This is a genomic window from Stenotrophomonas sp. ATs4, from assembly GCF_051861585.1.
In the GTDB taxonomy this organism is placed as follows: domain Bacteria; phylum Pseudomonadota; class Gammaproteobacteria; order Xanthomonadales; family Xanthomonadaceae; genus Stenotrophomonas; species Stenotrophomonas maltophilia_AS.
In genome coordinates this window covers 308,227-331,461 of the sequence record NZ_JBLYPK010000005.1, presented here as the reverse complement: position 1 = coordinate 331,461, position 23,235 = coordinate 308,227, and the positions used below count along the sequence as shown (strand labels likewise).

The following is a 23,235-nucleotide window of genomic DNA, read 5'->3' as shown; positions in this document are numbered from 1 at the left end:
CAGTGGCTTCGGAAAGTAATACCAGTAAAAGCTGGTGGGGGCTGCGTTCATGGGATCTATTGATAGCACAGCTTTTGCGCAGTGCAAAATGTTTCATCCGCAACTGGGGACGCGGTTCAGCGAGGTACGCGCCAGCCCTGCCCAAGCGGCGGCAACCACGCGAAATCGCTCATTTGCCATGCACTTCCACATCCAGCAGCAGGCCCTCGTGGATGTCGGCCCAGCGTTCCAGCACGCGGTCCAGTTCCAGCCTGGCCTCGTCCAGCTGTTCGGGGTTGAGCAGGGAACGCGCGGTGTAGAGGTCGGAGACCAACCGCCGCAGGGCCGGTTCCGGGATGGCCACCGACGGCCCCTCCAGACCCGGCAACTGCAACGCCGGGCTGTCGCCAAGAGGGCCGAACAGCGTGACCTGGAGCGTGCTCTGCATGATCGACTTCCCTGCGGACGGACATGGGCAATGCACTGTTTACCGTGTCTGGGTGACAGGCGCATGTGCCACCCATGCCAATGGCCAGAATCTGCAGATGTCTGCCGCGCCGTTACAGCGCGGCCAGGTCGGCCAGGTGCTGGTCCATGCCGTCCACCGCACCGATGGCATGGGTGGTGGTGAAGTACTCATGCCAGCCGGTGGCGGCGATACCCGCCACCAGCGCATCGGTCTCCTCGCGGCTGGAGCAGTGCCAGACCGCATAGAACTGCTCGTTGCTGCCGTGCGGCACACCCGTGGCAATGCGACCCATCGCCAGCGGCGTGATGCGGGCTGGATCGAACTGCTGCATGCCGGCACCGATGCGGGCGAAGAACGCGGTGCGCTGCTCGGAACTGAGCGCGGTCCAGGTGGGGGTAGCGGTGTAGAGCTCGATGAGGGTGTGCGACATGGTGGTTCTTCCTTGAGGGTTCGGGGTTGCCGGCCAACGGCCGGCACTACCAGAGCGAACGCGTTGCGCGTTTGCGGATGTAGGCGTTGGCGTCGCTGTGGTGCTGGTGTTGCCAACGCGTGCACAGCTCACGCAGCCACTGCGGCTGCGTTTTGCCAGCGTCGTTGAGCCAGTTGCCGACTGAATCCTGCACATAGCGCTCCGGATCGTCGGCCAGTGCCTCCAGCAGCGTCCGTGCGTGTTCCGGCTGCTGCTTGAACAGCGTGATATGCGTCGCCCAGACACCGCGCGGGCGCAGCGCCTCGCAGGCAAACCGGCGCAGATTGGGCGATGCCTCCTGCGTCCACGGCTGCAGGTGTTCAAGCGCCTGCACGGGTGCGGCGACGATGTCGGTCCGTAGCGCCAGCCATGCCCATTCGCGCACGCCGAAGTGCGGATCATCGGCCAGCGCTCGCATCGCCTGCAGCTTCATCCCAAGCGTCGCGTCAGCATCGCTGCCGATTAGGTAGCAGGCCCAACCACGCACGGTATCGGACGTATGGTCCCGCCATTGCGCTGGATCGCCCTGCCCGGCTTCTCGCAGCAACCGGGCAGCCAGTGCCATGCGCTGGGTGATGCCCTTGCCTGAGGCGCCACGCATGCGTTGCAGTGCTCCCGGTTCCAGCGCGGGCACCACCACCTGCAGCAGCGCGGCGAAATCCACTGCCAGGCATTCGGCCAGATGGGTGGCAGCAGCATTGCCGCTGTTGAGCGCACGCAGCCGTTCCGTCGAAATGGTCATGCTCATGAAGCGGATTCGCGCCCGGCGTCGGTGTGCTGCCATACCTTGTGCAGCAACTGCGACAGCTGCTGCTGTTCATCCGTGTCCAAACCATTGAACAGGCCACCGATCCACTGCGTGTGCTGCTCGAACAGCGACTCGGCCAGGCACTTTCCCTGTGCGGTCAGCACGATCTGCAGGCGACGACCATCTTCGGCATCGCTGCGACGCTGCAGCAACCCTTCGCGCTGCAGGCCATCAAGCAGGCCGCTGATGGTGGCGCGGGTCACGCCTGCGTGCTCGGCCAGCAGGTGCGGCGGCAAGGTGCCGCCGGCCCCGTGCAGCAGGAACAGCACGATGAAGCGGCCCTCGCTGAGACTGTGTGGTGCCAGGCGGGTGGCGCAGTCGCGGTCGATCGAGGAGGACAGCGAGAGCAGCTGGAAGCACAAGCGCAGCTGCGCGATGTTGGCGTGGCCGCGTCGCTGCGCTTCATCCAGCAGGGCATGGTGCTTGGCTTCGATCATCGTGCGCGCCGATATGATTAGGCGGCTAATCATACATCCAAAAATTGGCTGACTGTAAACCACAGCCGGTATCAGGAGAGCCTTCCCAGCAGCAGGCGCGCGATCAGCCCGCCGCCCTCCCGGTGCAGCAGCTGCAGTTCGCCCGCGTGCCGCCTCGCCACATTGGCGGCCACTGCCAGCCCAAGTCCCGCACCACCGGTGGTGCGACTCCGAGAACGCTCGCTGCGCTGGAACGGTTGCAGCAGGCGTACACGGTCGCCCTCAGCGATGCCCGGGCCTCGATCCATCACCTCCAGCTGGACCCCTTGTTCAACAACGGCGAGCCGCAGCTCCACCGTCCCGGCATAGCGATCGGCATTGTCGACAAGGTTGTCGAACGCGCGCCGAAGCAGCAGCGCGTCGCCGTGCCAGGGCAGACTGTCCGGCCCCTGGATGGATATCTCAACGCCGCGCAGCAGCGCTGACTGCACGCACTCCTCCAGCAGCGCGGCCAGATCCAACGAGTGCATCTGCAACGGCTGCAGTTCACCCCGTGCGTAGTCGAGCACCTGCTCGATCATCGTATTCATGCGCTCGATGTCCGCCACCATCCGGGCCGCCTGTGGCGCGGGCGCGAACTCGGCGCGCAGTCGCAGGCCGGTCAAGGGGGTGCGCAGGTCATGCGCCACTGCAGCCAGCATATGGGTCATGTCCTGTGCCTGCGCACGCAGGCGCTCGCGACCGGTGCTGATCGCGGCGGCCAACACCTGAACTTCGCGTGGGCCGTCATCCGGCAATGGCGTTTCGGCCTGCAGGTCCACACGTGCACTGGCTTCGGCCAAGCGTCGTAGTGGGCGCCCCAGCCGGATCGATGCCCACGCCGCCAGCGGCGCCAACAACACGGCACCGCCCAGCAGCGCCAGTATCACCTGTCGCCGCCAAGCTGCCAGATCACTGTGATCGCTGCCGACCACCTGCCAACGACCATCGGCCTGGCGCCTGCCCAGTTCAAACGGAGGCCATTGCATGGCGGTCAGCGCCGCAGCCTGTGCCCTCAGTGCGCCGGCCCGCACCGCAGCATCGAGCACGGTGCCGCCTTCAATGACCTGCACAGCGGGCGCCTTGCCCTGCCTGCTCCAGACCAGGCGGACATCCCTCACCGGCACGCCCATCTGCAGCGCCGCCAACTGTGTAAGCCAGTCGCTTGCGCTGCCCTCTGGTGGCGCGTCCTGCGTCGCCAGATGCAGGCCCAGCGGCGCTGGGGCCTGTTCGCCACGCAGCACCTGCATGGCCTGGTCCAGCCGCATGGGCGGTGGCGCGGGCCGAGGCATCCAGCCGACCACGGCCACGCTGACCAGCGTCGCCAGCAGCAGGTTGGCCAGGGCCAGCGCCGCGATCCAGCGCGCAGTAGACCAGCGGGTACTCAAAGCACCTCTACCTCGGCGTCGAAGCGATAGCCTTCGCCGCGCAATGTCTGCACCAGGGCTTCTGCCCCGGATGACGCCTGACCCAGCTTGCGGCGCAGCCGGCTGATCGCGAGGTCGACGGCACGGTCGACACTGTCGCTGGCTTCGCCCCGGCTCAACTGCAACAACTGTTCACGCCCCAGCACTCGCCCGGGTCGTTCCGCCAGCGCCAGCAGCAGGCTGAATTCTCCACGGCTGAGCATCAGATCAGTTCCATCGGGTGCGAGCAGGCGACGCGCGTCGGGCAGCAGCCGCCAACCGGCAAAGCGCAGTTCGCTCGCAACCTGGGTACGCAGTTTGTCCTGCCGGCGCAGGAGAGCACGTACCCTTGCCAACAGCTCGCGCGGATCAAACGGCTTGGCCAGGTAGTCGTCCGCACCCATCTCCAGGCCGATCACCCGGTCCGGTGCACTGCCCATCGCCGACAACATCAGGATCGGAATGGCCCGTGCCTGCAGCCGGCGACAGACCGACAGGCCATCCTCGCCGGGCATCATCCAGTCCAGCACGATCACATCAGGACGTTCGACCTGCAGCAGCACATCCAGCGCCGCGGCATCTGCCGCCACACGCACCCGGAAGCCGTGCAGCAGCAGGCAGTCGGCGATGGCGTCGCGGATGCTGGCGTCGTCGTCGACAACGATGACCTGGGCGGGAGCGTTCATGCAGGCAGTATCCGGCAGGTGTGTATCAGGACGGTATCAACGCCGATATTCCCGCGATACGCGCGTGCGCGCCAATGGTCGTCCCTCGATCATCGCGGAGACCTCCCTTGCGCCTCACCCTGCTTCCCCTGCTTGCTGCCTCGCTGCCTGCCTTGGCTGCCAATCCTCCCGAACACGTACTCCCGATGTGGATGCAGGGCGGCCATCCGGCCGTGGCCGTATCACTGGACGGTCGCGCCGAACCATTGCGCTTCGTGGTCGACAGTGCGGCGGGAGCGACGCTGGTCGATGGACGCGTGGTTCGACGCTACGGCCTGGACGACCCCGACGGGGCCGTTTCGCATGCCCAGGGGGCGAGTGCCAAAGCTGCCGAGCTGCGACGCATGCGCTCCACGTCCTGGCAGCTGGGTGGATGGCAGCTGCAAGCCAGTGGCACCCAGGTTGATCTGTCCTCATTGGTGAAAGACGATGAACCTGCCATCGACGGCCTGATTGGAAATGATCTGACCGGGCGTTGGGATACGCGCTGGGACTTCGGCCGCAGCGAACTCGCGTTGTGGACAGCGGGACGTCTCGCGTTCGGCGGAAGCGGCTGCCAGGCCAACGCTCTGCCCGATCGCAGTGCGGGCCTGCGCCAGTTCGCCTTCATCACGCTGTCGCTGGGCGAGACCGGTGTGGAGGCTATCGCCGTGGTCGATACCGGCGCTGCGCAGACCGTGCTCAATGCAGAAGCCGCCCGTGCGCTGGGGGTACGAACCGATGGCAGCGATGCGCGGGTACGCGTGCGTGAGAAGGGCACCGAGGGCCTGGGCGGCGGCAAGCAGGCCACCTGGCTGTACACCCTGCCAGGCATGATCAGCGCCGGATGGCAGCATCCGCCGATGGAGATCCGTATCAGCGAGTTGTCCGTATTCAAGGCGATCGGCCTCGATTCACGGCCCGCATTGATTCTCGGCGCCGATGCCATGCGGGGTGGGCAGGTGGACATCAGCGCCGGTGCAACACGCATCTGCCTGCGTCGGCCGGCCAGCTGAGCACCGGCCGACGCCTCTCCTGCTGCGTTACCAGTCCATCACCTTCGGCGTTGGCCCCGGATGCGAAGGGAACAACGGCAGCACCTCTTCGGCCAGCTCCTGCAGCACGTCGCCGGCAGGACGCTCGGCGAACTGGATACCCAGCGCCGCGTGATTCACGCCCGCACGTTGCCAGGCCTGCAGCAGGTCGATCAGGCCCTTGCGGCCGGTGCGCAGGGTATAGCCCCCTTGCAGCGGCGTGCGTGGATGATCCGGGTCGTCCACCAGATCGATCCATTCGTTGGTCGTGTGTGGACGAAAGCCCCCGTCCGGGATCAGCGCGCGCCAGGCTTTGATCTTCGCAGCCAGACGTTGTGGCCCGGCGTCGTCGTGGGTGGATTCGGGATAGGTCAGCCAGCCATCGGCATGCTGGCCTATCCATTCCAGTGACTGGCGCGCACCGCCGGTGACGATCAAGGGAACACGCCCGCTCACCGTGGGTGGCAGCAGCTGCACCCCCTGCCCGGCCCACGCATGCGTCATGCGGCCATCGGTGCCCGCCTGCAGCCAACGCCGGATCTCGCCCACGGCGCTGGCGAAGCGTTCACCACGTGCAGCGTGCTCCAGCCCATAGGCCGGGAACTCAAGCGGCCGATCACCGGACGCCACGCCCATCACCAGCCGTCCGCCGGAAAGCTGATCGATCGACGCCGTCGCCTTGGCCAGGTCGATCGGGTGGCGCAGTGGCAGCACCACGCTGCCGGTGGCCAGGGCCACGCGCTGCGTGCGCGCCGCCAGCCATGCCAGGTAGGTGAATGGGTCGAACAACTGTCCTGCATCGCCGAACATCGGGTCGAACAGCGGCACGTCGCGTACCCACACCGCAGCAAAGCCGCGGCGGTCGATGTCTTCCACCAACCGTGCCTGGCCCTGCAGCACGCGCATGTCGCCCTGGTAGAAACGCAACGGCAGGTAGATACCCAGGGTCAGTGCATCGGTGCGGAACATGCGCTGGTAGCCGGGGTGCGTGGCAAAGGCGGGAGCTGAAGCGCCCGGCATCGCAATGGAATCACTCATTCGCTGGGCCTCCTTACGGACCGGTGGCCGGTTCGGGCAGCTGCACGCCACGTTGTACCGCAGGGCGTGCCGCCACTCGCGCGAACCACGCGGCCAGATGGCGATGCCGGGAGAAGTCGATGTCGATGATGCGCGCGATATGCAGCCAGCCGAAGTGGGCGATATCGGCAATCGAATACTGATCACCGGCCAGCCACACACGCCCCTGCAGGCGCTGGTCAAGCACCGCGAACAGGTCCTCGCTCAGCCGGCGGTAGCGTTCGATCGCCATGGCATCGGCGGCCTGCGCGAAGTGTTCGAAATGCACGCGTTGACCGAGGATCGGGCCGACGCTGGCGGCATGGAACATCAGCCAGGTCAGCGCCTCCCAGCGAGCGGCGGGATCCGTGGGCAGCAGCGTGTTGGCGTGCTCCGCCAGGTACATCAGGATCGCGGCTGATTCGAATATGACGATGCCACGCGCACGATCCTCCAGCACCGGAATGCGGCCATGCGGATTGAGCCGCAGGAAATCGGGATGGCGATGCTCGCCGTCGGCGATGCGTACGTGGTGCATGCGATACGGAACGCCCAGCTCTTCCAGTGCGATGGTGGCCTTGAAGCCATTGGGCGAGCTGTCGGTATACAGGTGCAGCGAAGGTTCGTTCATGGGGATTCCTGGACGGCAGGGAGCGACGGCATGCACCGGTCTTGGATGGACGAGGACAGGTGATGCGGAAACAGGCGCTGCAGCAGCCGTGCAACCAGTCTAGGAATGCGCTGCTCGAGAAGGAAACGATGTCTCCTGCACGGGGAGTTGAGCGCAGCTCAACGTCCGCGGGAAGCGGGCGACAGCCTGCACTACGCTCGATATGCTGTCGTCGCGCGGCGCGTGCCGACACAGCTACAGGAGAGTGGAAATGGGTGCGGTGCTGCCGCTGCTGGGCTTGAGGGCCTTCGTTGAAACCGGCCGTCATGGCAGCCTGACCGCTGCCGCCGAAGCGATGGGGGTCACGCCCGGTGCGATCAGCCAGCAGCTTCGGCAGCTGCAGGAGCGGCTGGGCGTGAGCCTGTTCGACCGCACCCGGCATGGCGTGGTGCTCAGCGCCGCCGGCGCTCGCGTATACCCGGAACTGCTGCAGGCCTTCGAGCAGATCTCGCACAGCCTGCAGACCCTGGAGCGCTGGGAAATGCGGCGCACGCTGCGCATCAGCGCGGCACCCAGCTTTGCCGCACAGTGGTTGGCACCGCGATTGGGCGCGTTCAGTGCGTTGCATCCGCAGGTGGACGTACAGCTGGACTCGAGCGCGGCGCTGGTCGATCTGCGCCGCGAGGGGGTGGACATCGCGATCCGCCATGGCTTGGGTCGCTACCCAGGGCTGCACGCTGAGCACCTGATGGCGCCGGTGCTGCTGCCGGTGGCCAGTCCTGCATTGTTGGCCGGCACGCCGAAGATGGGCTCGGTGCAGGATTGCCTGCACCTGCCACTTCTGCAGGACGCCGACCGCAGCGATTGGCGGCTGTGGTTCCAGGCACTGGGGCTGGCCGCCGATGAACGCCTGGAACGCGGCCCTGCGTTCGATGATGACGTGTTGCTGATCCGCGCGGCGGTAGCCGGGCAAGGCATCGCTCTGGTACGCGACATCCACGCAGCCGAAGAACTGGCCAACGGCCGCCTGCAGGTGGTGATCGACCAGCCATGGCCGCAGGCCTTCGCCTACTACGCAGTCACGCGTGCTGATGCGGAAGGCAATCCTGCACTGCCTGCCTTCCTGGCGTGGCTGCGCACAACACTGCAGGCCCGGTAGATCCGCGCCATGCGTGGATGATTGACCCGCTTACCGCGCCTGCTCGAAGAACATCAGGTACACCAGCCGGCCATTCTCCGGGCGGTCACCGAATGCCGGCCCGGCGGTATGCCAGAACCAGGGCCGCAGCAGCACCAGCCGGTTGAAGCGCATCGGGATGCGCATCGTCATCTCCCACTGGCTGTCGTCGATGCTGTCGCGCTCGATGATATCGCGATGCATGTCGCCGCCATTGGCATAGCCCAATGCAGCCAGCTCATGGGCATCCAGGGCCATGCGTTCGGTGTTGGTGCGGCGGTGGCGGAAGAACTCGGTACCGCCCTGGCAATGCTCGGGCGCGCTCAGGTAAAGGATGCCGGACCAGTGCGAGTGGTCGGCGTGCACTTTGGCGCGGCCGGTGTCGCCGGCCAGGGTCAGTCGGAACTTGCCGTGCGACTGCAGCGGGTTGACCGGCCGCAGCGGTTCGTTGACCAGTCGCGAGACCGCGCCGGACAGTCCATCCAGATCCAGCCGCTGCTGCGAATTGCGGCCGGGGAACGCGCCCTCCTGCACGGGATAGGTCAGGCCCAGCGCCGCCTGGCGCAACCCCTGCGCGTCGGCGGGAGAGAGGAAGTCGTCAACGACGATGAACGAGGTAGGCATGGTTACCGAGCGTAGCGATGCGCTGACGCGGCGGCAACCGGGCAACGAAAAACCCCGCCTTGCGGCGGGGTTCTTCTTTACATCGGGGAAGGCGTGCCGACCAAGGTCGGCGACTACCTCCGGGGGCGTGGACTTAGAAGTCCATGCCGCCCATGCCACCCATGCCGCCCATGCCACCGGCGCCACCCATGGCCGGCTCGTCCTTCTTCGGAGCTTCGGCAACCATGGCTTCGGTGGTGATCATCAGGCCAGCGATCGAAGCGGCGTTCTGCAGGGCCGAACGGGTCACCTTGGTCGGGTCCAGGATGCCGAACTGCAGCATGTCGCCGAACTCGCCGGTGGCGGCGTTGTAGCCGAAGCTGCCGGTGCCTTCCTTGACCTTGTTGACGATGACCGACGGCTCTTCACCGGCGTTGGCAACGATTTCGCGCAGCGGGGCTTCCATCGCGCGCAGGGCGATCTGGATGCCGTGGTTCTGGTCTTCGTTGGCACCCTTCAGGCCGGACAGTGCCGACACTGCACGGACCAGGGCAACACCGCCGCCCGGAACCACGCCTTCTTCAACGGCCGCACGGGTGGCGTGCAGGGCGTCGTCGACGCGGTCCTTCTTTTCCTTCATTTCGATTTCGGTCGAAGCGCCAACCTTGATGACTGCAACGCCACCGGCCAGCTTGGCCACGCGTTCCTGCAGCTTCTCGCGGTCGTAGTCCGAGGAGGTGTCTTCGATCTGGGTCTTGATCTGCGCAACGCGCGAATCGACCGCAGCCTTGTCACCCACGCCATCGATGATGGTGGTGTTTTCCTTGGAAACCTGCACCTTCTTGGCGCGGCCCAGATCCTTGATGGTGGCCTTTTCCAGCGACAGGCCCACTTCTTCGGAGATCACGGTGCCGCCGGTCAGCACGGCCATGTCTTCCAGCATCGCCTTGCGACGGTCGCCGAAGCCCGGCGCCTTGACGGCCACGACCTTGACGATGCCACGGATGGTGTTGACCACCAGGGTGGCCAGCGCTTCGCCTTCCACTTCCTCGGCAACGATCAGCAGCGGCTTGCCGGCCTTGGCGACGCCTTCCAGCACCGGCAGCAGGTCACGCACGTTGGAGATCTTCTTGTCGTGCAGCAGGATGTACGGGTCATCCAGGTCAGCGGTCTGCGACTGCTGGTTGTTGATGAAGTACGGGGACAGGTAGCCGCGGTCGAACTGCATGCCCTTGACCACGTCCAGCTCGTTGTCCAGGCCCGAGCCTTCTTCAACGGTGATCACGCCTTCCTTGCCGACTTCCTTCATCGCGTTGGCGATGATCTGGCCGATCGACTCGTCCGAGTTGGCCGAGATCGTGCCGACCTGGGCAATGGCCTTGTCGTCAGCGGTCGGCTTGGAGATGTTCTTCAGCTCGGCGACGGCGGCCACGACGGCCTTGTCGATACCGCGCTTCAGGTCCATCGGGTTCATGCCGGCGGCAACAGCCTTGGCACCTTCGCGGATCAGGGCCTGGGCCAGCACGGTGGCGGTGGTGGTGCCGTCGCCAGCGTCGTCGTTGGTGCGGGAAGCCACTTCCTTCACCATCTGCGCGCCCATGTTCTCGAACTTGTCAGCCAGTTCGATTTCCTTGGCGACGGAGACGCCGTCCTTGGTGATGGTCGGAGCGCCGAAGCTCTTTTCCAGCACAACGTTGCGGCCCTTCGGGCCCAGGGTGGCCTTGACGGCATTGGCGAGAACGTTGACGCCGCGCACCATGCGCGAACGGGCGTCTTCACCGAAACGAATATCCTTGGCAGCCATTGCGATTACCTCATTGGTAGCGCCGGGGCGTGCCCGGCGGCTGGGAATTGGAAGTCAGGTTGAAACAGGTCGCGCCGAGGCTCAGCCGATGACGGCGAGCACGTCGTCTTCGCGCAGGACCTTGTACTCGACGCCTTCGCTCTTGTACGAGCTGCCGGCGTACTGGCCGTAGATGACCTTGTCACCGACCTTCAGCGACGGAGCGCGCACGCTGCCGTTGTCCAGCGGCTTGCCCGGGCCCACGGCCACGACTTCACCCTTGGTGGACTTTTCCTTGGCCGAATCCGGAATGACGATGCCACCGGCGGAGATTTCGTCGGCTTCGATCGGCTTGACCACAACGCGGTCGTGCAGCGGCTTGATGCTCATGAGAGACCTCTTAAGTTATTGATTGGTCTGAAAAAGTCTGGCGATGTTAGCACTCACCCAAGGTGACTGCCAGCATCGCTCGCGAAAAAGCCCGACGAATCGGGAGCAGGACAGAGATGGAGCTGGCCCCGGGCCTTTCAAGGCCGATCCCGGAAAAAATTTCGCTGCCGCCAACGGTGCAGGTTCCTGCCCTGCGCGAAGGCCTTGATGCCGGTGCAGCGCGGCACCGCCATGTCCGCACCCTCGACATTTGGTGATCCACGTCGCACTGTCAGATATCTGACGTTCATTTACGACAAAGTGTCACTGGATCGGCCTTAGGCTCGGCCGCGCATTCCCAATCACAAGGAGTAGTCGATGCGATTGCTGTCCCCGCTCGCCGCCGCCTGCCTGTTGGCACTGGCCGCCGCGCCGGCCCAGGCCGAAGTCTTCATCAACGAACTGCACTACGACGACAGCACCGCCGCCGGTGACGTCGGCGAAGCCATCGAAGTGGTCGCTACTGCCGGAGAAGACCTGTCCGGCTACCGCCTCTACCTCTACAACGGCAGCAACCCTTCGGCCGCCACGGTCTACGCCAACAATCCGGTCCCGGCCGGCACCACCGCCGGCTGCGGCAGCGCCAGCATCGCCGTGGTCAACTACCCGACCAACGGCCTCCAGAACGGCCCGAACGACGGCATTGCCCTGGTCGATGCCAGCGGCAAGGTGGTCCAGTTCCTCAGCTACGAGGGCGCCATCACCGCCTCCGGTGGTCCTGCCGCCGGCATGACCAGCCAGAACATTCCGGTGGCCGAGACCAACAGCACCGCAGCGGGCACCTCGCTGCAGCTGACCGGCAGCGGCAGCCAGTACGCGCACTTCACCTGGGCCGAATCGGCCAGGCAGACCTTCGGCAGCTGCAACAATGGCCAGACCTTCAGCGGTGGCGGCACCCCGGGCCCGAACACACCACCGTCGGTCTCCACCACCACGCCGGCACAGGGCAGCAGCACCTTCCCCGCCGCCGCCGACCTGGAAGTGGTGTTCAGCGAAACGGTGAACCTGGCCAGCGGCGCCTTCGCCCTGAGCTGCGGTACCTCCGGCAGCGTGCCGCTCACGTTCCCGGCCAGCGGCCGCAGCGTGAAGCTGTCCACCAACACCGCTCTGGTGGCCGGTGAGGCCTGCCGCTTCGACATCCGCGCCGCGCGCATCACCGACCTGCAGGGCGCACACCCGGCCGCCGACAGCCGCATCGCCTTCACCGTGGCCAGCACCGGTGGCAATCCGGACCCGGGCAACCCCGGCGTGCCCGCCGGTTACTACTCCAAGGTCAACACCAGCAGCCCCAGCCAGCTGCGCTGCTCGCTGCACGCCACCATCAAGGGCCACACCGCCTACCCGTACAGCGGCTCGGGCACCAGCACCTGGACCATCCTGGAGATCGCCGACGAGGATCCGAACAACAGCGGCAGGATCCTGGATGCGTACCGCAACCGCAGCTACGCCAAGGTGACCGACCGCGCCGGCAGCGGCGGCGGCCTGAAGTACAACCGCGAGCACACCTGGCCGAACTCGCTGGGCTTTGCCAGCACCACCGGCGACAAGGGCCTGCCGTACGCACCGTATACCGACACCCACATGCTGTACCTGACCGACGCGCAGTGGAACGCCGATCGTGGCAACAAGCCCTTCGGCAAGTGCGACGCCAACTGCGGCGAGCGTGCCACCGAGGCCAACAACGGCCAGGGCGGCGGCAGCGGCGGCTACCCGGGCAACTCCAACTGGGTACGCACGCCCGACGGCAACGGTGGCACCTTTGAAGTCTGGGGTGCACGCAAGGGCGACATGGCGCGTGCGGTGCTGTACATGGCCATCCGCTACGAGGGCGGCAAGGATGCGGCCACCGGCCAGTCCGAGCCGGACCTGGAGCTGACCGATGACCGCAGCAAGATCGTCAAGACCAGCAGTTCGCCGGCCTACATGGGTCTGCTGTCGACGTTGATCGACTGGCATCTGGCCGACCCGCCGAGCGCTGCGGAGCGTGCCCGCAATGACGTGATCTACAGCTTCCAGGGCAACCGCAACCCGTTCATCGACCACCCCGAGTGGGCCACCCCGGCCCTGTTCACCTCGGCCAAGCCGGCCACCTGCCAGCTGGCCAACTGACCGCGCAACGCAGCGGTCCACTGCCGCCGCCGGGCCCTGACCCGGCGGCGGCCCTATACTCGACGGTCATGTCGACCGTCGATCCCGTCCTGCTGCTGTTGACCACCTGCCCGGACCGGGCCAGTGCCGAGCGCATCGCGCACGCGCTGGTCGGCGAGCGCCTGGCCGCGTGCGTGACCCGCCTCGATGGCGCGCAGTCGACCTACCGCTGGCAGGGCGAGGTGACGACCGACACCGAACTGCAGCTGCTGGTGAAGACCACCGCGAGCCGCGTCGATGACGCAATCGCCCGGATCGTCGAACTGCATCCGTATGAACTCCCGGAGTGCATCGCGGTCGAAACCCGGGCCGGCCTGCCGGCGTATCTGGACTGGATCCGGGCTCAGACCCGGGAGGACACTGATTGAAGACTCTGTTTGCGCGTGGCGCCGCCTTGTGCGCCCTGTTGTGGCTTTCACTGCCGGCCTTCGCGCTGGATGAGAAGGACCTGCTGCCGGTGGACCAGGCGTTCGCGCTGACCGCGACCGCCCCCGAACGTGGCCAGGTGCAGCTGCAGTTCAAGATCGCGCCGGGCTACTACCTCTATCGCCACCGCACCAGCGTCAAGGCCGATCCGGCCTTCAATGCCGGCGCGCTGCAGATGCCCAAGGGCGACAAGCACCACGACGATTTCTTCGGCGAGGTTGAAACCTATCGCGAGCGTCTGCAGGCCACCCTGCCCGGCGCACCGACCGATGCGGCCGGCACCATCAGCCTGGAAGTGCGTTACCAGGGCTGCGCCGATGCCGGTGTCTGCTACCCGCCGCAGAAGCGCGTGGTGCAGGTCACGCTGCCGGGTGCCGGGGCACAGGCCACCGCTCCTGCCGCGCGCCCCGCCGGCGCCAGCCCGTTCAACAACCCGCTGGCCGGTGCTGGCAACAGCGGCGGCCTGCGCCTCCCGGGTGCGGCCAGCAACAGCCAGGCGCTGCCGCTGCCGTCGGAACAGGCGTTCGGCTTCGATGCCATCGCCAGCGATGGCAACACCCTGCTGTTGCGCTTCAGCCCCGCGCCGGGCTACTACCTGTATCGCGATCGCACCTCGCTGAAGCTGGAGGGCAGCGCCGGCGTGCTGGCCGACAAGCCGCGCTGGCCGACCGCGCAATCGCATCGCGACGAGCACTTCGGCGATGTCTCGGTGTACTTCAACCAGGTGGAAGTACCGCTGCCGCTGCGCCGCTCCGTTGCCGACGCGGTCGGCAGCACCCTGGTGGTGACCTTCCAGGGCTGCCAGACCGATGGCATCTGCTACCCGCCGATGACCCGCCGGGTGAAGCTGTCCATCCCGGCCGGCAAGATCAACGCCAGCACCGATCAGGCGCCACCGCGCAACGAGGTGATCAGCCCGCTGCCGACCGCCGCCGATGCACCGCGCGAAGCTGCCAACGGCGCGCCGCTGCGCCTGCTGCCGACCGTCCCCAACGCCGACACCGACGCTCCGGCCGGTACTGGCATTGCCGCCGCTGACAACGCGTTCGCCGCCGACGCGCGCGGCGACAACGCCATGCGCACGCGCCCGCCGGTGACCACGCCGAACCCGGACCGTTCGTTCCTGTGGGTGCTGCTGCTGGCCCTGGCCGGCGGCCTGGTGCTGAACCTGATGCCGTGCGTGCTGCCGATCCTGTCGCTGAAGGTGCTCGGCCTGGCACAGAGCGGTGAAAGCCCGCAGCGCGCACGCAGCCACGCGCTCTGGTACACGCTGGGTGTGCTGGTCGCCTTCGCGGTGATCGGTGCGCTGATGGTGGGCCTGCGCGCGATCGGCAACGCAGTCGGCATCGGCTTCCAGCTGCAGCATCCGGGCGTGGTGGCTGCACTGGCCTACGTCATGTTCGCGGTGGGCCTGAGCCTGTCCGGGGTGTTCACCCTCGGCGGTGGCCTCGGCAACCTCGGCCAGTCGCTGGCCAACCGCAGCGGCCCGGCCGGGGACTTCTTCACCGGCGCACTGGCCTGCGTGGTCGGCAGCGCCTGCGTCGGTCCGTTCATGGGCGGCGCAGTGGCCTACGCATTCATCGCAACGCCACTGCAGGCGATGACCGTGTTCCTGTTCCTCGGCCTCGGCCTGGCCCTGCCGTTCCTGCTGATCGGCTTCGTGCCGGCGCTGGCACGCCGCCTGCCCAAGCCGGGCCCGTGGATGGAAACGCTCAAGCACGTGCTGGCCTTCCCGATGTATGCCACCGCGTTGTGGCTGCTGTGGGTGCTGGGCAAGCAGCGCGGGGTGGACGGCATGGCGCTGGTGCTGGGCGGCCTGCTGCTGTTCGCTTTCGGCCTGTGGCTGTTCGAACGCAACCGCTGGACCGGCCCGCGTGCCGTTGCCCTGCTGGGAGTCCTGCTGGCCATCGCCGCGTTGGTGCCGGCCTGGGGCGTCACCCAGCTGGCACCGCCGGCACGCGCCGCACAGGCGGCCACGGACAACGTGGTCGAATACTCGCCGCAGCTGCTGGACCGCCTGCGCGCAGACAAGCGCGTGGTGTTCGTCAACATGACCGCCGACTGGTGCGTGAGCTGCAAGGCCAACGAGCGCGCCGTGCTGTCGCGGCCGGAGTTCAAGGAACTGCTCAAGCGCACCAATGCGGTGTACATGCGCGGTGACTACACCAATGTCGATCCGCAGATCACCACGTTCCTGGAAGAGCACAAGGCGGTGGGCGTGCCGCTGTACGTGGTCTACGGCCCCGGCGCACCACCGACGGTGCTGCCGACCCTGCTGACCCAGGCGGTGGTCGAGGAAGCGCTGCTGCGCACCGCACGATGAAGTGGCAACGGCCAGCGCTGCTGTGGACAGCGGTGCTGGCCGCCGGCCTTGGCCTGTGGGCCGGGTACCGGTTGGCTCCTGCGCCGGCTGCGCCTGCCGCAGCACCGGTCGCTTCCCCTGCAGCCCCCGCGACGCCTGCGCTGCAGGCGGGTGACCCACTGCCGGCGCTGACGTTGCCGGATCTGGAGGGCCGAGCGCTGGACCTGCGCCAGCGCTTCGCCGGCCGCCCGCTGCTGATCAACGTCTGGGCCAGCTGGTGCGCGCCCTGCGTGGAGGAAATGCCCGAGCTGGCGCGCTTTGCCGCTGCACAGGGCGACCAAGGCGTGCAGGTGCTGGGCCTGGCGCTGGATACGCAGGAAGACGTGCGTCGCTTCCTGCAGCGGGTGCCGGTGGACTACCCGATCGTCATCGAGACGCCGGGCCCGCGCGACGCCAGCGTGCAGCTGGGCAATACCCAGGGTCTGCTGCCCTACAGCGTGCTGTTCGATGCGCAGGGGCGGCTGCTGAAGGCAAAGCTGGGACCGTTCGCCCACGGTGAGATAGACGGCTGGGTGAAGTGAGGGTTCGGCAGGGTTGCACCCTGCACCCGCGGTAGTGCCGGCCGCTGACCGGCAACCTCAGAAGCAACAGCCGAAGCAACTCCGTATTGCTGAGTATTGGGCGGGGCGGTGTGGGGCTGCAGGACACGCCGTAAACCCGTCCATGGGGGCTCGATGGCGCCATCCATGGCGCCAACGGTCCTGCAGCCCCACACCGCCCCCCCCCCGACAGCTTCAAGGCGCTGTTGGTAGATGTCGACCTTGGTCGACACGGTAGATCCACGCCATGCGTGGATGAATCTCCATCGAAATCGAATATTTCGACGTTTGAACGAGGAGCATCCACGCATGGCGTGGATCTACTGCAGGACGTACTTGCAGCGGCTCCCGCAACCGGACCCACCCCGCCATCCCACGGAATGCACGCTGTTGCTTCTGAGGTTGCCGGCCAGCGGCCGGCACTACCGCGGGTGCCAGGCGCCGCCCCGCCGATCCCCCCTGCTTGACCGCAGGCAGGGCGCCACGGAGAATTCCGCGACTAATTCTCATTTGCTGTTGCGCAGGATGCGGGCGGCAGCCTTCCGGGCCCTCCTCCTTCGATGTTCAAGAACGTCCTGTTCCAACTGCACTGGCTGCTGGGCATCACCGCCGGTGCCGTACTGGCCGTGATGGGCCTCAGCGGTGCCGTGCTGTCTTTCGAGGATGAACTGCTGCGGGCGGCCAATCCCGGCTTCGCCGAGATCGCCGAGCACCATGTCGACGGCCAGCTTCCGCTTGAACTCAGCGAACTGGTGCCTTTGCTGCAGGCCGGCAGTGATCGTCCCCTGCAACGCCTGCGCGTGGATGCGACCGGCCAGCGGCCGTCGGTGGCACGCTTTGCCGGTGGCAAGGAACACTGGGTGTACTTCGACCCGTACAGCGGTGAGCGCTTCACTGCCCTGCGCGGGCAGGCGTTCTTCGATTTCGTCGAGGACCTGCATCGCCACCTCGCCGCCGGCGAACGCGGCAAATGGATGACCGGCAGCTGTGCCATCGCGCTGCTGTTCTTCACCCTGTCCGGCCTCTACCTGCGCTGGCCCCGGCGCTGGTGGCACTGGCGCAGTTGGCTGGCGGTGGAGTGGAAGCGCAGCGGCCGTGGCTTCCTGTGGAGCCTGCACTCGGTGATCGGCACCTGGGTACTGCTGATCTATCTGATGAGTGCGCTGACCGGCCTGTGGTGGTCGTTCGACTGGTATCGCAGCGCCGCCAACGCGTTGCTGGGCGTGGCGCCGGCGGCAAAGCACAAGGTCGCCGCCGACGCGGCACTGGATCTGCACCGCGTCGAGGCCACGCTGTATGCACTGCCCGGCGTGCGCACCGGCTACATCGATCTGCGCCTGCCGGAGAAGCAAGGGCAGGCACTGAACGTGCGTGTGATGGCCGGTGATCCGTCGCAGCGCGGCGGCCAGCATGACCGCGCGCATGATCTGCTGCAGCTCGACCCGGGCACCGGTGGCACTCTCGATGCCCGCCCCTACGCACGCCAGGGCACCGGCGCGCAGCTGGCCACCAGCGTGTTCGCGCTGCACTCGGGCAGCTACTTCGGCGTGCCCGGGCGTGTTGTGGTGATGCTCAGCAGCCTGGGCATGAGCCTGTTCTTCATCACCGGCTGGATGCTGTACCTGGACCGTCGCCGCAGTCAGCGCGCCGCGCGTGAGCTGCGTCAGTCGTTGCCGACAACACCTGACGAAGGCAGCGGCACGGCGTGGCTGGTGGTGCATGCCAGCCAGAGTGGGCTGGGCGAACAACTCGCATGGCGCGCAGCCGCACAGCTGCAGGCGTCCGGTCATGCGGTGCAGGTGCTGCCGCTGGCGCGCGTCGATGCCGCGCAGCTGGGGCGCACCGCGCAGGTGCTGTTGGTATTGAGCACCTTTGGCGATGGCGAACCACCGGATGCGGCGCGAGGCGCTGCACGCCGATTGATGACACAGACGCTCGATCTGTCAGGCCTGCAGTTTGGACTGTTGGCGCTGGGTGATCGACAGTACCCGCACTACTGTGGGTTTGGTCGCCAGGTCGATGGCTGGCTGATCAGCAACGGCGCGCGTCCGTTGTTCGAGCGCATCGAAGTCGATGCCGCCTCGGTAGCGGCCCTGCGCCAATGGCAGCTGCAGCTGGGCGCGCTGACCGGCATCGTCACCGATGACAGCGTGCTGCCGGCGGCCACGCAGATGCATGAGTGGCGGCTGCTCGGCCGCGAACGTCTCAACCCGGGCAGCGTGGGCGGCGCCATCTGGCGCATCCGTCTTGCGCCACCGGCCGACGTGCAGTGGCAAGCAGGCGACATCCTGCATATCGCGCCCCGGCATAACGCGCGGCATGCCAGCGCGGTACTGAGCGCGCACGCTCTGGATCCGCTGCAACCGCTGCTGATTGACGGCATGCCGCGCACGCTGCTGGCACTGGCCAGCGAACGTGAGCTGCCCGACGCGGATGCCGCGCTGGCGGTGCAGGATGCCTGCCTGTGGTTGTCCGGATTGCCGATGCTGCCCGGGCGCGAATATTCCATCGCCTCCTGTCCTGATGACGGTGCGGTGGATCTGGTCGTGCGCCTGGTGCATGACGCGTCCGGTCGCGCCGGGCTGGGTTCCGGCTGGCTCTCGCTGCATGCGCCAGTCGGTGCCAGCATTGTGGCCCGCGTGCATCGCAATCCCGGTTTCCATCGCATTGGCGGTGCGCCGATGGTACTGATCGGCAATGGCACCGGTATCGCGGGCCTACGCAGCCTGTTGCGCGAAGCCGCACATGCAGGTGAGCACGGGCACTGGCTGCTGTTCGGCGAACGCCAGCGTGCGCACGACTTCCTGTTCGCCGATGAGATCGAAGCGTGGCAGGCCGATGGCCATCTTGCGCGGGTGGACCTGGCGTTCTCGCGCGACGGCGAAGGTGGTTATGTGCAGGCTCGACTGCATGCGGCCGCCGATGCGCTGCGTGACTGGATGCAGCGCGGTGCGGTGATCCACGTCTGTGGTTCGCTGCAGGGCATGGCCGAAGGCGTGGACCAGGTGCTGCGCGAGGCACTGGGCAATGACGCGGTGGAAACGTTGTTGGAGAACGGGCGCTACCGCCGCGACGTGTATTGAGCCACACGAGTACTGCCGGCCGCTGGCCGGCGTGATCATGGACGTGCCGGCCAGCGGCCGGCACTACCGGAGCAGGATCAGGCCGCGGCGCGCGCCTGTGGCATCGACTGCAGGCGGAACACACCCACTGCCTCCGCCAGCGCATGCACCTGCGCCTGCATCTGCGCTGTCGAGGCACCGGCCTCTTCCACCAGGCTGGCATTGCGCTGGGTACTGGCTTCCATCTGCACGATGGTCTGGTTCACCTGGGCGATGCCGGCATGCTGATCCTGCGATGCACCGCGGATCGCGGCCAGCAGATCCACCAGCTGCTGCACGCTGCCGACGATCTCGCCCATCGTGGTGCCGGCCTGTTCGGCCTGCTGGTTGCCCTGGCCGACGCGCGCCACTGAATCCTCGATCAGGCCCTTGATCTGCTTGGCCGCCTCCGCACTGCGTTGTGCCAGCAGGCGCACTTCCGCAGCCACCACGGCAAAGCTGCGACCTTGTTCGCCCGCGCGCGCGGCTTCCACCGCGGCATTCAGCGCGAGGATGTTGGTCTGGAAGGCGATGCCGTCGATCAGCTGGGTGATGTCGCCGATCCGTCGCGAGGCCTCGCTGATGCCATGCATGGTCGCGACCACCTGGCCAACGGCCTCGCCACCGCGCTGGGCCACTTCCGCCGCACCCTTGACCAGCACGTCGGCACGGCCTGCGGCATCGGCATTGCGGCCAACGGTGTCGGTCAGCTCATGCATCGACGCTGCGGTCTCTTCCAGGTTGGCCGCCTGCTGTTCGGTGCGCTGCGACAGATCATGGTGACCGGCAACGATCTCACCGACACCGGTATCGAGGCTGGACGTCGCCTGCTGGATGCGGGTGACGATACGGCCCAGTTGCGCGACAGTGGCGTTGGCATCGTCGCGCATGCGTGCGAACACACCCTGCAGGTCGCCCTCCATGCGCACGCTGAGATCGCCGCGGGCCAGCGCTGCCAGAAGCGCCTGCAGATCGCCGAGGTTGGTCTCGAAGGTGGTCAACAGGCGATTGATGCTGGTCGACAACGTACGCACGAAGCCCTGCTTTCCCTCCAGCGCGATGCGGCCATGCAGGTCGCCATGTGCGGCGGCGTCGACCAGTGCTGCCACTTCGGTTTCCAGCAGGGTTTCCAGCGCGCGGCTGCGCCACTCCACTGCCACGCCGAGAAAATGCCCTTCGTCGGTGATGGCATTGGCAATCAACTGGTAGCGGACGCCGCCATGGCCGATCTCGCGTTCCTCGCGCTGGCGCACGCCGGCCAGGCTGGCCAGTGCCGGATGTAGTCGCACCGCATCGCTGCCCATCAGGTCTTCAGCCCGCAGTTCCAGCTGCAGCAGCAGGGCCGGATTGGCATACGCCACCAGGCCTTCGGCATCGATCACCATCAGGCCGGTCTGCGCGCTGTCCAATGCCTGGCGCACCCGGGTGTTGCCACGCGCAACGGCGCGCTCGGTCTCGATGCGCGCGCGCAGGCGCTGCTGCATGTCGACCAGGCGCTGGGCCAGCTGGCCGATCTCATCATTGGCGTTGTAGACACGCAGGGTGGTTTCGAGGCGATCGTCGGCGATGTCGCTGGCGAAGCGCAGGGTGTCCTGGATCGGCTGGCGCACCGCACGCAGCACCAGCACCAGGCTGGTGATCAACACGCCGGCCACCAGCAGCAGGGTCAGTGCGAACAGTACGCTCATGGTGCGCGCGCCTGCCTGCTGGCGCGCCTGCGCCTTGGCCAGCGCCGCCACCTGCGCCTGCTGGAATGCGGCCAGCGCCGGCGCTACGCCCGCAGCGGTGTCCAGCAGCGACTGCGCTTCCACATCCAGGCCGACGCGGGCAGCGGTATACCCCAGCAATGCGGCCTGATACGCCTCCATCCCGATGCGCAGCGTGTCCTGCGCATCCGCGGGCAGCCCCGCCAGCGCGAGGTCGAACGGCAGCTTTTCCTCGCTGGCGCGGTCGGCGTGGGTGGAATCACCGTCGAGCAGCAGCAGCGCCTCCTGCCTCCGCATCTTCTGCAGGGACAACGCCAACGACGGCCGCTGCAGCGCATCCACCTGCGTCTGCAGTGTGTCGGCAGCCAGCTGCAGCTGCGCGGCGAGTCCGGCGTCACCACGGCCCATCTCATCGACACGTTCGAACAGGGCGGCCACACCCTGCGAGAACGCGTCGGCGGTTTCAGTCAGCGCCTGCAGGGCCTTGCGCCGGCCAGCATCCATCGGCATCGCGCGCAGCGCCTGCAGATCGGTCTGCAGCGCCTTCTGGGTGGCCAACAGCTGCGCGCGGTCGGCATCATCGAAACTGCGTGCATACTGGGTCTGCAGGCGGCGCGCTTCGGCCACCCGGGTGGTCAGGCTGGCAGCCAGATCGCTGCCGCGCTGGTAGCTGGCCTGACTGCGTGCAGCCTGCGCGTTGGCTTGGGCGGTCCAGGTGTAGACGGCGGCGATCGCCACCAGGCCCAGGCCGCAGATCCACAGTGTGGCCTTGAGCTTGTTGGCCACGCTGAGCCGATGCGGCTGCAACCACCGCAGCAGGCCGGGGGATGCCGAGCTCAACGCGGCAAGGCGCGTGCGCAGGGACCGGAAGTGGGGGACAACGGCCGACATGACAGACTCCAGGCGGAAGGACGCACCTGTATCGGCTGGATTCAGGACAACTTTAGCGTTTTCTTCGTCTGCGTCCCCCGGTCACTGGTGGACGCGGCCTTTGTACCGGGTGCAGGCGACGGGGGCATGACACGGCCACGGTGCTTGACCTCAACCCCGGTTGGGGGAGCACAGTGGACCTCCCTTCCCCGCCCGGTGCCTCCATGACCACGCTCGACGTTCCCCGCTACCTGCAGCGCCTGCAGCTGGATGCGCCGCCACCGCTGACCCTGGCCGGCCTGACCTTGCTGCAGCAGCGCCACAACGCACTGCTGCCGTTCGAGACCCTCAGCTGCCTGCTGCGAGATGCGGTGCCTATCGACCTGGACAGCGTGCAGCGCAAGCTGCTGGACCAGCGCCGTGGCGGGTACTGCTTCGAACTCAATGGCGGGTTGCTGGCGCTGCTGCAGGCATTGGGCTTCGACGCGCAGCCGTTGAGCGCGCGCGTGCTGCTGGCGGCACAGGACGGTGAACTGACGGCGCGTACCCACCTGCTGCTGCGCGTGCAGGTGGATGGCGATGATTGGCTGGTGGATGCCGGTTTCGGTAGCCTGACCCCGACCGTGCCGTTGCGCCTGCACGACCCGCTGCCGCAGGCCACGCCGCACGAACGCTTTCTGCTTCAGCGGCTGGGCGATGACGGTGATTTCGTGCTCTCGGCCGAATCCAACGATGGCTGGCGGGCAATGTATCGCTTCGACCTGCAGCCGCCGGCGCCGATCGACAACGTGGTGGGCAACTGGTACGTGTGCACTCATCCGGATTCGAGCTTTCCCGGACAACTGCGTGCGTCGCTGACTGGGCCGGACTGGCGCCGTACCATCGGCAGCGGCAACTACACCGAATACCGCCCCGGGCAGGCGCCGGACAAGCGCCCGCTGCATGATGTGGGTGATGTGCGCGACGTGCTGCAGCAGCGCTTCGGCATGCAGCTGCCGGACGACCCGCGGCTGGACCCGGCAATCAACGACTGGCTGCAGCGCTCACGCGCCGCGACCCACGTGTAGCGTCGAGCCCTGCTCGACTGACGCATTTGTAGAG

At 67.0% G+C, this 23,235-nt stretch carries 21 protein-coding genes; 9 read left to right on the top strand and 12 right to left on the bottom strand.

Going from position 1 to position 23,235, the window contains the following annotated elements; translation table 11 throughout:
• Positions 1-169: 169 nt before the first annotated feature.
• From ABR323_RS11485 to ABR323_RS11460, 6 genes are all read right to left on the bottom strand, one after another.
• Complete coding sequence (locus ABR323_RS11485) at positions 170-427, bottom strand: hypothetical protein (protein ID WP_439449383.1); 258 nt, start codon at positions 425-427, stop codon at positions 170-172.
• 112 nt (positions 428-539) lie between these two features.
• Complete coding sequence (locus ABR323_RS11480; RefSeq protein WP_439449382.1) at positions 540-878, bottom strand: DUF6616 family protein; 339 nt, start codon at positions 876-878, stop codon at positions 540-542.
• A 46-nt stretch (positions 879-924) separates the two neighbouring features.
• Complete coding sequence (locus ABR323_RS11475; RefSeq protein ID WP_439449381.1) at positions 925-1,665, bottom strand: DNA alkylation repair protein; 741 nt, start codon at positions 1,663-1,665, stop codon at positions 925-927.
• On the bottom strand, positions 1,662-2,162 hold the full coding sequence (locus ABR323_RS11470; protein ID WP_439449380.1) for a MarR family winged helix-turn-helix transcriptional regulator: 501 nt from the start codon (positions 2,160-2,162) through the stop codon (positions 1,662-1,664). Before ABR323_RS11470 ends, ABR323_RS11475 begins: the two co-directional genes overlap by 4 nt.
• A gap of 71 nt (positions 2,163-2,233) precedes the next feature.
• Entirely contained in the window at positions 2,234-3,472 is a 1,239-nt protein-coding gene (locus ABR323_RS11465; protein ID WP_439449429.1) for a sensor histidine kinase, read from the bottom strand.
• A 92-nt stretch (positions 3,473-3,564) separates the two neighbouring features.
• On the bottom strand, positions 3,565-4,272 hold the full coding sequence (locus tag ABR323_RS11460) for a response regulator transcription factor (protein ID WP_439449379.1): 708 nt from the start codon (positions 4,270-4,272) through the stop codon (positions 3,565-3,567).
• A 107-nt stretch (positions 4,273-4,379) separates the two neighbouring features.
• On the opposite strand from ABR323_RS11460, the gene ABR323_RS11455 reads away from it, so the two are divergent.
• The gene (locus ABR323_RS11455; RefSeq protein WP_439449378.1) at positions 4,380-5,306 is read left to right on the top strand and encodes an aspartyl protease family protein; all 927 of its coding nucleotides are present in this window, start codon (positions 4,380-4,382) and stop codon (positions 5,304-5,306) included.
• A 27-nt stretch (positions 5,307-5,333) separates the two neighbouring features.
• On the opposite strand, the gene ABR323_RS11450 is transcribed toward ABR323_RS11455, so the two are convergent.
• Both ABR323_RS11450 and ABR323_RS11445 read right to left on the bottom strand, forming a co-directional pair.
• On the bottom strand, positions 5,334-6,362 hold the full coding sequence (locus ABR323_RS11450) for an LLM class oxidoreductase (protein WP_439449377.1): 1,029 nt from the start codon (positions 6,360-6,362) through the stop codon (positions 5,334-5,336).
• Positions 6,363-6,375: 13 nt separating this feature from the next.
• Positions 6,376-7,011 (bottom strand): glutathione S-transferase family protein, encoded by a 636-nt coding sequence (locus tag ABR323_RS11445; RefSeq protein WP_439449376.1) that lies wholly within the window; start codon positions 7,009-7,011, stop codon positions 6,376-6,378.
• Between the two features lie 250 nt (positions 7,012-7,261).
• Here ABR323_RS11445 and ABR323_RS11440 point away from each other — a divergent pair, with 250 nt between their 5' ends.
• A complete protein-coding gene (locus tag ABR323_RS11440; RefSeq protein WP_439449375.1) occupies positions 7,262-8,149 on the top strand; it encodes a LysR substrate-binding domain-containing protein in 888 nt (295 codons plus the stop codon).
• Between the two features lie 30 nt (positions 8,150-8,179).
• Here the strand turns inward: ABR323_RS11440 and ABR323_RS11435 are convergent, their stop codons facing one another.
• From ABR323_RS11435 to ABR323_RS11425, 3 genes are all read right to left on the bottom strand, one after another.
• The gene (locus ABR323_RS11435; protein ID WP_439449374.1) at positions 8,180-8,791 is read right to left on the bottom strand and encodes a DUF6445 family protein; all 612 of its coding nucleotides are present in this window, start codon (positions 8,789-8,791) and stop codon (positions 8,180-8,182) included.
• A gap of 133 nt (positions 8,792-8,924) precedes the next feature.
• Positions 8,925-10,574 (bottom strand): chaperonin GroEL, encoded by a 1,650-nt coding sequence (gene groL / locus ABR323_RS11430; protein ID WP_253077954.1) that lies wholly within the window; start codon positions 10,572-10,574, stop codon positions 8,925-8,927.
• 81 nt (positions 10,575-10,655) lie between these two features.
• On the bottom strand, positions 10,656-10,943 hold the full coding sequence (locus tag ABR323_RS11425; RefSeq protein ID WP_006396661.1) for a co-chaperone GroES: 288 nt from the start codon (positions 10,941-10,943) through the stop codon (positions 10,656-10,658).
• Positions 10,944-11,059: 116 nt separating this feature from the next.
• On the opposite strand from ABR323_RS11425, the gene ABR323_RS11420 reads away from it, so the two are divergent.
• The 6 genes from ABR323_RS11420 to ABR323_RS11395 all read left to right on the top strand — a co-directional run bounded on the left by ABR323_RS11420 (position 11,060) and on the right by ABR323_RS11395 (position 19,540).
• Entirely contained in the window at positions 11,060-11,200 is a 141-nt protein-coding gene (locus ABR323_RS11420; protein WP_439449373.1) for a hypothetical protein, read from the top strand.
• A gap of 100 nt (positions 11,201-11,300) precedes the next feature.
• A complete protein-coding gene (locus ABR323_RS11415) occupies positions 11,301-13,091 on the top strand; it encodes an endonuclease (RefSeq protein ID WP_439449372.1) in 1,791 nt (596 codons plus the stop codon).
• A gap of 68 nt (positions 13,092-13,159) precedes the next feature.
• Positions 13,160-13,498: a divalent-cation tolerance protein CutA gene (cutA, locus tag ABR323_RS11410; protein WP_135275286.1), complete on the top strand. Its 339-nt coding sequence runs from the start codon at positions 13,160-13,162 to the stop codon at positions 13,496-13,498.
• Positions 13,495-15,879 carry a protein-disulfide reductase DsbD domain-containing protein gene (locus tag ABR323_RS11405; protein ID WP_439449371.1) on the top strand — a complete coding sequence of 795 codons (2,385 nt, stop codon included), beginning with the start codon at positions 13,495-13,497 and terminating at the stop codon, positions 15,877-15,879. The genes cutA and ABR323_RS11405 overlap by 4 nt, the downstream gene beginning before the upstream one ends.
• Positions 15,876-16,439: a TlpA family protein disulfide reductase gene (locus ABR323_RS11400; protein ID WP_439449370.1), complete on the top strand. Its 564-nt coding sequence runs from the start codon at positions 15,876-15,878 to the stop codon at positions 16,437-16,439. The genes ABR323_RS11405 and ABR323_RS11400 overlap by 4 nt, the downstream gene beginning before the upstream one ends.
• A gap of 578 nt (positions 16,440-17,017) precedes the next feature.
• A complete protein-coding gene (locus ABR323_RS11395; protein WP_439449369.1) occupies positions 17,018-19,540 on the top strand; it encodes a PepSY domain-containing protein in 2,523 nt (840 codons plus the stop codon).
• Positions 19,541-19,617: 77 nt separating this feature from the next.
• On the opposite strand, the gene ABR323_RS11390 is transcribed toward ABR323_RS11395, so the two are convergent.
• Positions 19,618-22,155 carry a methyl-accepting chemotaxis protein gene (locus tag ABR323_RS11390; RefSeq protein WP_439449368.1) on the bottom strand — a complete coding sequence of 846 codons (2,538 nt, stop codon included), beginning with the start codon at positions 22,153-22,155 and terminating at the stop codon, positions 19,618-19,620.
• Positions 22,156-22,358: 203 nt separating this feature from the next.
• Between ABR323_RS11390 and ABR323_RS11385 the strand changes: the two genes are divergently transcribed.
• Positions 22,359-23,201 carry an arylamine N-acetyltransferase family protein gene (locus ABR323_RS11385; protein ID WP_439449367.1) on the top strand — a complete coding sequence of 281 codons (843 nt, stop codon included), beginning with the start codon at positions 22,359-22,361 and terminating at the stop codon, positions 23,199-23,201.
• Positions 23,202-23,235 lie beyond the last annotated feature (34 nt).

Coding starts and splice junctions, on each gene's coding strand:
- ABR323_RS11485 (WP_439449383.1), bottom strand. CDS start 427: ATGCAGAGCACGCTCCAGGTCACGCTGTTCGGCCCTCTTGGCGACAGC.
- ABR323_RS11480 (WP_439449382.1), bottom strand. CDS start 878: ATGTCGCACACCCTCATCGAGCTCTACACCGCTACCCCCACCTGGACC.
- ABR323_RS11475 (WP_439449381.1), bottom strand. CDS start 1,665: ATGAGCATGACCATTTCGACGGAACGGCTGCGTGCGCTCAACAGCGGC.
- ABR323_RS11470 (WP_439449380.1), bottom strand. CDS start 2,162: ATGATCGAAGCCAAGCACCATGCCCTGCTGGATGAAGCGCAGCGACGC.
- ABR323_RS11465 (WP_439449429.1), bottom strand. CDS start 3,472: ATGCCTCGGCCCGCGCCACCGCCCATGCGGCTGGACCAGGCCATGCAG.
- ABR323_RS11460 (WP_439449379.1), bottom strand. CDS start 4,272: ATGAACGCTCCCGCCCAGGTCATCGTTGTCGACGACGACGCCAGCATC.
- ABR323_RS11450 (WP_439449377.1), bottom strand. CDS start 6,362: ATGAGTGATTCCATTGCGATGCCGGGCGCTTCAGCTCCCGCCTTTGCC.
- ABR323_RS11445 (WP_439449376.1), bottom strand. CDS start 7,011: ATGAACGAACCTTCGCTGCACCTGTATACCGACAGCTCGCCCAATGGC.
- ABR323_RS11440 (WP_439449375.1), top strand. CDS start 7,262: ATGGGTGCGGTGCTGCCGCTGCTGGGCTTGAGGGCCTTCGTTGAAACC.
- ABR323_RS11435 (WP_439449374.1), bottom strand. CDS start 8,791: ATGCCTACCTCGTTCATCGTCGTTGACGACTTCCTCTCTCCCGCCGAC.
- groL (WP_253077954.1), bottom strand. CDS start 10,574: ATGGCTGCCAAGGATATTCGTTTCGGTGAAGACGCCCGTTCGCGCATG.
- ABR323_RS11425 (WP_006396661.1), bottom strand. CDS start 10,943: ATGAGCATCAAGCCGCTGCACGACCGCGTTGTGGTCAAGCCGATCGAA.
- ABR323_RS11420 (WP_439449373.1), top strand. CDS start 11,060: ATGGAGCTGGCCCCGGGCCTTTCAAGGCCGATCCCGGAAAAAATTTCG.
- ABR323_RS11415 (WP_439449372.1), top strand. CDS start 11,301: ATGCGATTGCTGTCCCCGCTCGCCGCCGCCTGCCTGTTGGCACTGGCC.
- cutA (WP_135275286.1), top strand. CDS start 13,160: ATGTCGACCGTCGATCCCGTCCTGCTGCTGTTGACCACCTGCCCGGAC.
- ABR323_RS11400 (WP_439449370.1), top strand. CDS start 15,876: ATGAAGTGGCAACGGCCAGCGCTGCTGTGGACAGCGGTGCTGGCCGCC.
- ABR323_RS11395 (WP_439449369.1), top strand. CDS start 17,018: ATGTTCAAGAACGTCCTGTTCCAACTGCACTGGCTGCTGGGCATCACC.
- ABR323_RS11390 (WP_439449368.1), bottom strand. CDS start 22,155: ATGTCGGCCGTTGTCCCCCACTTCCGGTCCCTGCGCACGCGCCTTGCC.
- ABR323_RS11385 (WP_439449367.1), top strand. CDS start 22,359: ATGACCACGCTCGACGTTCCCCGCTACCTGCAGCGCCTGCAGCTGGAT.